The organism is Pseudomonas protegens (assembly GCF_003732485.1).
Lineage (GTDB): Bacteria > Pseudomonadota > Gammaproteobacteria > Pseudomonadales > Pseudomonadaceae > Aquipseudomonas > Aquipseudomonas protegens_B.
Window position 1 is genome coordinate 65769 of sequence record NZ_MOAK01000054.1, and the last position, 5944, is coordinate 71712.

The 5944-nt window shown below is 63.3% G+C and carries 6 protein-coding genes and 1 pseudogene; 1 reads left to right on the forward strand and 6 read right to left on the reverse strand.

The features are described from left to right. Positions 1-911 (forward strand): cysteine synthase family protein (locus BLX41_RS14210; protein ID WP_148059725.1); only part of this gene is annotated, 911 nt, incomplete at its 5' end. Between the two features lie 74 nt (positions 912-985). On the opposite strand, the gene gabT is transcribed toward BLX41_RS14210, so the two are convergent. The 6 genes and pseudogenes from gabT to BLX41_RS35375 form a co-directional block, all read right to left on the reverse strand. After that, the gene (gene gabT, locus BLX41_RS14215) at positions 986-2266 is read right to left on the reverse strand and encodes a 4-aminobutyrate--2-oxoglutarate transaminase (RefSeq protein WP_123725400.1); all 1281 of its coding nucleotides are present in this window, start codon (positions 2264-2266) and stop codon (positions 986-988) included. Positions 2267-2443: 177 nt separating this feature from the next. Beyond that, the gene (gene gabD, locus BLX41_RS14220; protein WP_011058565.1) at positions 2444-3886 is read right to left on the reverse strand and encodes an NADP-dependent succinate-semialdehyde dehydrogenase; all 1443 of its coding nucleotides are present in this window, start codon (positions 3884-3886) and stop codon (positions 2444-2446) included. Positions 3887-4264: 378 nt separating this feature from the next. Then, complete coding sequence (locus BLX41_RS14225) at positions 4265-4579, reverse strand: RebB family R body protein (protein WP_011058564.1); 315 nt, start codon at positions 4577-4579, stop codon at positions 4265-4267. A gap of 54 nt (positions 4580-4633) precedes the next feature. Continuing rightward, positions 4634-4948 carry a RebB family R body protein gene (locus tag BLX41_RS14230; RefSeq protein ID WP_011058563.1) on the reverse strand — a complete coding sequence of 105 codons (315 nt, stop codon included), beginning with the start codon at positions 4946-4948 and terminating at the stop codon, positions 4634-4636. A gap of 114 nt (positions 4949-5062) precedes the next feature. Next, entirely contained in the window at positions 5063-5578 is a 516-nt protein-coding gene (locus tag BLX41_RS14235; protein ID WP_123725401.1) for a hypothetical protein, read from the reverse strand. A 147-nt stretch (positions 5579-5725) separates the two neighbouring features. Then, positions 5726-5944: pseudogene (locus BLX41_RS35375) on the reverse strand (hypothetical protein); the annotation flags it as partial.

Genomic DNA, 5944 nt, shown 5'->3' on the forward strand with positions numbered 1-5944 from the left:
TGCTGCTCAAGTTGGAACAGTTCAACCCCACCGGCACCGCGAAAATCCGCATGGCCCGGCAAATGATCGACGAAGCCGAAGCCCAGGGCCTGTTGCAGCCCGGTGGATGGATCGTCGAATCCACCTCTGGCAATACCGGCCTGGGCCTGGCGTTGATCGCCGCCGAGCGTGGCTATCGCTTTACCGCCGTGGTCGATCATCACTCCAGCGCGGAAAAGCTGCGCGGCATGCAGGCCTTCGGCGCCCAACTGGTGCGTGTGGGCTGCCCGGAAGGCGGGCTGGCCACCGCCGACCGCGACGCCACCGCCGAGCGCATCGCCCGGGAACAGGGCGCCTACTGGACCCAGCAGCACCACAATCCGGCCAACGCCAACGGCTACCGGGCCCTGGCCGAGGAGCTCCACGGCGTCCTCGGCGAGCGCCTGGACTACCTGTTCGGCGCGGTGGGCACCGGCGGCTCATTGTGTGGCACCGCCCGCGCCCTCAAGGCGCACCACCAGCAGCTCCAGGTGGTGGGCGTGGAACCTGCGGGCTCGGTGATTTTCGGTGGCCCCGGCGGACCCTACCTGCAGTCCGGCACCGGCACGCCGGAAGGCGCCGAGATCGGCGCGCTGATCGATTACCCGCTGATCGATCGCGGCCTGAAAGTCACCGATGCCGAGGCCTTCGAAACCGCCCGCTACCTGGCGCGGCAGCATGGCCTGCTGGTGGGCGGCTCTGCCGGAGGGGTGATCTACCACGCGCTCAGGCAGGCTCAGGACTGCCCGGCGCAAAGCGTCATCGTGGCGCTGGTCTGCGACGGCGGGGAAAAGTACCTGGACACGGTGTTCAACGATGAGTGGATGGACCATCACCAGCTCTTCGACCCCGAGGTCCGGCAACGCCTGGCGGGCTGGCTGGCCGAGGCCTGAAACCCGGGCAAGAAAAAGCCGCTGGGGCCCGAGGCGCCAGCGGCTTTTTCACAACGGGCCTTCAGGCCCCAAGGTCACGCCAGTTCAGCGAAGCACTCTTCGATGATGGCCAGGCCTTTGTCCAACTGCTCGTCCGGCGAGGTCAGCGGAACCAGAACCCGCAGAACGTTGCCGTAGGTGCCGCAGGACAGCAGGATCAGGCCCTTGTCGCGAGCCTTGGCCACAACCTGGGCCACGGCAGCGGCGTTCGGCTTGTGGCTGTCGCCATTCTCGAACAGTTCCACCGCGATCATCGCGCCCAGGGCACGCACTTCACCGATCACCGGGTACTTGGCCTGGATGGCCTTGAGGCCGGTCACCAGGCGTTCGCCCACCGCCTTGCAGCGATCCAGCAGGTGCTCTTCCTCGAACACTTCCATCACCGCCAGGGCCGCCGCACAAGCGATCGGGCTACCGGCGTAGGTGCCGCCCAGGCCGCCTGGAGCGATGGCGTCCATGTACTCGGCCTTGCCGCAGACACCGGCCAGCGGGAAGCCGCCGGCGATGGACTTGGCGAAGGTGGTCAGGTCGGCGGTAACGCCCATCTGTTCCATGGCGAAGAAGGTGCCGGTACGACCGGCGCCGGTCTGTACTTCGTCAGCGATCAGCAGGATGCCGTGCTGGTCGCACAGGGCGCGCAGGCGCTTCATGAACTCTTTGGGCGCGACGTAGAAGCCGCCTTCGCCCTGTACCGGCTCGATGATGATCGCAGCGATATCACGGGGCTCGGCGTCGTTCTTGAAGATGCGCTCGATGCTGGCGATGGAGTCGTCGATGCTCACGCCGTGCAGTTCATTCGGGTACAGCGCGCGGAAGATGCCGCCTGGCATCAGGCCCATGCCGGCCGAGTACGGCACGACCTTGCCGGTCAGGCCCAGGGTCATCATGGTGCGGCCGTGGTAGGCGCCGGTGAAGGCGATCACGCCGGCGCGGCCAGTGGCGGCACGGGCAATCTTCACGGCGTTCTCGACGGCTTCGGAACCGGTGGTCACCAGCAGGGTTTTCTTGGCGAAATCACCTGGCACCTTGGCGTTGATTTTCTCGCACAGCTCCACGTAAGGCTCGTAGGCCAGGACCTGGAAGCAGGTGTGGGTCAGCTTGTTCAGCTGCTCGGTCACCGCGGCGATGATCTTCGGGTGCACGTGACCGGTGTTCAGTACCGCGATACCGCCGGCGAAGTCGATGAACTCGCGGCCTTCAACGTCGGTGACGGTGGCGTTCTTCGCGCTGTCGGCGAAGATCGGGTGAATCTGGCCAACACCGCGCGGTACAGCGGCTTCACGGCGTTTCATCAAAGATGCGTTGGTCTTGCTCATAGTGTCCTCATTCACCGCTGCTACAGCGGTGTGATTCAAGGGTTGCGGGGCGGGGAAGCGCCTGCGACAGCATGCGATGATCGACTGCCGGAGCGGTCCCGGGCCACCTTGAAAAGTGCGTTTTTTAAAGCTGCGCAGGGGGACAGCGCTCTCGTGCCCCCGGCGCTTGAAACCGGATCAGATACCCAGGCAGAGGTACTTGATTTCCAGGTAATCCTCGATCCCGTACTTGGAACCTTCACGGCCCAGGCCAGAAGCCTTGATGCCACCGAACGGCGCCACTTCGTTGGAGATCAAACCGGTGTTGACCCCGACCATGCCGTATTCCAGGGCTTCGGCCACGCGGAACACACGGCCCAGGTCGCGGGCATAGAAGTAGGACGCCAGGCCGAACTCGGTGTCGTTGGACATGGCGATGACTTCGGCTTCGTCTTTGAAGCGGAACAGCGGCGCCAGTGGGCCGAAGGTTTCTTCCTTGGCCACGGCCGCATCCTTGGGCACGTTGACCAGGATGGTCGGCTCGAAGAAGTTGCCTTCCATGGACTTGCCACCGGCCAGCAGGGTCGCGCCTTTTTTCAGGGCGTCGGCGATGTGTTCCTGGACCTTGGCCACGGCTTTTTCGTCGATCAGCGGGCCAGTGGTGGTGCCTTCTTCCAGGCCGTTGCCGATCTTCAGCTTGGCCACTGCTGCCTTCAATTTCTCGGCGAAGGCGTCGTACACCGAATCCTGGATGTACAGGCGGTTGGCGCAGACGCAGGTCTGGCCGTTGTTGCGGTACTTGGAGATGATCGCGCCTTCGACGGCCTTATCCAGGTCCGCGTCGTCGAACACGATGAACGGCGCGTTGCCGCCCAGCTCCAGGGAGACTTTCTTGATGTCCTTGGCGCATTCGGCCATCAGCTGGCGACCGATTTCGGTGGAGCCGGTGAACGACAGCTTGCGCACGATCGGGTTGCTGGTGAGCTCGCCGCCGATGTCGCCGGCACTGCCGGTGACCACGCTCAGCACGCCTTTCGGAATCCCGGCACGGTGCGCCAGTTCTACCAGGGCCAGGGCCGAGAATGGGGTTTGCGAAGCAGGCTTGATGACCATGGTGCAACCGGCGGCCAGGGCCGGGCCGGCTTTACGGGTGATCATCGCCGCCGGGAAGTTCCACGGGGTGATGGCTGCGGTCACGCCGATCGGCTGCTTGATCACGATCAGGCGCTTGTCGGGCTGATGGCCCGGAATCACGTCACCGTAGATGCGCTTGGCTTCTTCGGCGAACCACTCGATAAAGGAAGCCGCGTAAGCGATTTCGCCCTTGGCTTCGGCCAGCGGCTTGCCCTGCTCCAGGGTCATCAGGCGACCCAGGTCGTCCTGGTTTTCGATCAGCAACTCATACCAGCGGCGCAGCTTGGTGGCGCGCTCCTTGGCGGTCAGGGCACGCCAGGCCGGCAGGGCCTTGTCGGCGGCTTCGATGGCGCGGCGGGTTTCGGCAGCGCCCATCTTGGGTACGGTACCGAGGATTTCACCGGTAGCGGGGTTGTTGACCTTGATCGTCTGACCGTTGTCCGCGTCGACCCAAGCTCCATCGATGAAGGCTTGTTGGCGGAACAACTGGGCGTCTTTGAGCTGCATGTCGGCTTCCTTAACAGCACCGCGCATACGCGGGGCGAATTGTGATTGTAAAAAAGGCGCCCTGTCAGGCATGGACCGCGCTGGCGCGTCTGCAAGCCCTGGACAAAGCTGCCGTCAGGAAAATCGTTCACTGGGTAAAAGCACGAAAATGTCGCACACAAGGATAGACGTGCGTTTGGGCACCCAGGCAAGAGCGTTTGAAATCTCAAACGAATCCTAGGGTCAACGGGGGTAAAGGACAATAGGCTGTTCGAAAAAAAGAACGTAAAGGCGCCTAGCGGTAAAAAATCCGCATCAACCTCCCATGCTGCCGGGCAAAAGACAACGCCCCCGGGGCCTGCAGACCACGGGGGCGTTGGCGTGTCGCCAGAGGAAGGATCAGCTACTGAACGACTTGAGCACCGTCAACAGGCTGGTGAGGTTGTCGGCCACGCCGCCCTGGGCGACTTTCTCGGTGGCTGACGCTCCGGCGGTGGTGTCGACGCTGTAGATCTGCATCACGCCCTGGTTGGTGGCCGCCTGGGCCAGGGTGTTTTGCTGCTGCTGCGCCGAAACCGAGTTCTGGAACAGGATAGCCACGGACTGGCCCATGGACTGATAGATGGTACCCATCGACATGGCCGGCGCTTCGGCGACGACCTTGACGTTGGTCTGGGTGACGGCATCGGTGATTTGCGGACTGACTGTGCTCATAAAAACTCCATTTTTTCAGCAGGTAGGTTCAACGGAAAATCAGGCTTTCAGCCATCAGCTCTGAAAGGACTTGAGAACCGTCAGCAGGCTGGTGAGGTTGTCGGAGACTCCGCCCTGGGCGACTTTTTCGGTGGCCGCCGCCCCGGCGGTGGTGTCGACGCTGTAGATCTGCATCACGCCCTGGTTGGTGGCCGCCTGGGCCAGGGTATTTTGCTGCTGCTGCGCCGAAACCGAGTTCTGGAACAGGATCGCGGTGGCCTGGGCCATGGATTGGTAGATGGTGCCCATCGCCATGGCCGGCGCTTCAGCGACGACCTTGACGTTGGTCTGGGTGACGGCATCGGTGATTTGTTCGTTTACAAGTGGCATGGCTCAACTTCCTTTGTTAGGCACACGGAGCATTCCGTGTCATTGAGTGAACGTGGCAGCCCTGGGGCTGTGAACCAGGCTCCCGAGGGGGCTTGCGGTTATTTCAGGGGGGGCTTATTGCCCAGTGCCGGCAGTCACTTGCTTGAGGGTGTCCTCGACCTTTTGCGCCAGCTCGGCCATTCGCGCTTCGATGGCGGCTTTCACCTCCTGTTGCACCAGGGTGCCGATCAATGCCTTGAGCGCCGGATCATCCGCCGGGGCCGGGGGCGGTGAAGCCGGAGTCGGAGCAGGAGCGGAAGCCGGGGCCTGGACCTGCGCCTGGGCGCCGGCCGCGCTGAGCAATTGCTGGAGCAGCAGGTCGCGGGTCTGGGGATTGTCGGGGCCGGGGGCTGCGGGACCGGCTAACTGCTCGATCAACTGCCGAGTGCGCTGCTCGTCTGCCTGAATCACATCCAGGGCACGCTGACGGGCCTGATCGATACTGTTCTGCGAGGCCTGGACCAGATCCACCGACTTGTTCTGCACAAAGGCTTCCAGCACCTGGCGTTCGACAACGGTCAACGGGCGCTTCAAATAGGTTTCGGCAAAACTGAGGATGGTCGCTACCGCCTTGGGGTCTTCATTCGCCATTTCATGCTCCTTATTGATGAATGACGTTGAAGGGCTGGGCACCGGGTCCGTCGAACTTCAACGCCAGGGGGTGACAAGAGAGGACGCATGGGCACACGCCTCTCGGACACATCACCCCCGAGCGCCTTGCGCGCCCGGGGGATGTGTTCAGGATGACGACGGTCGATTGGCCAGGGTGGCGCTGTACTTGGCGATACTGGCGTCAATCTTGTCGATGGCCACACTCGCTGCCTCGGCTTCCATGGCGCCCGCAGCAGCGGCCACCGCGGCCGCCGCACCCACCATCAGGTCGGTGGCGAGGACGCCAAGCGCATCCTCGGCGGCGCCTTTCACGTTCTCTTTGACGATGTTCTCGGTCATCTGCTT

Excerpts from the sequence above, each read along its gene's own strand:
- gabT (WP_123725400.1), bottom strand. The coding sequence starts at position 2,266 with ATGAGCAAGACCAACGCATCTTTGATGAAACGCCGTGAAGCCGCTGTA.
- gabD (WP_011058565.1), bottom strand. The coding sequence starts at position 3,886 with ATGCAGCTCAAAGACGCCCAGTTGTTCCGCCAACAAGCCTTCATCGAT.
- BLX41_RS14225 (WP_011058564.1), bottom strand. The coding sequence starts at position 4,579 with ATGAGCACAGTCAGTCCGCAAATCACCGATGCCGTCACCCAGACCAAC.
- BLX41_RS14230 (WP_011058563.1), bottom strand. The coding sequence starts at position 4,948 with ATGCCACTTGTAAACGAACAAATCACCGATGCCGTCACCCAGACCAAC.
- BLX41_RS14235 (WP_123725401.1), bottom strand. The coding sequence starts at position 5,578 with ATGGCGAATGAAGACCCCAAGGCGGTAGCGACCATCCTCAGTTTTGCC.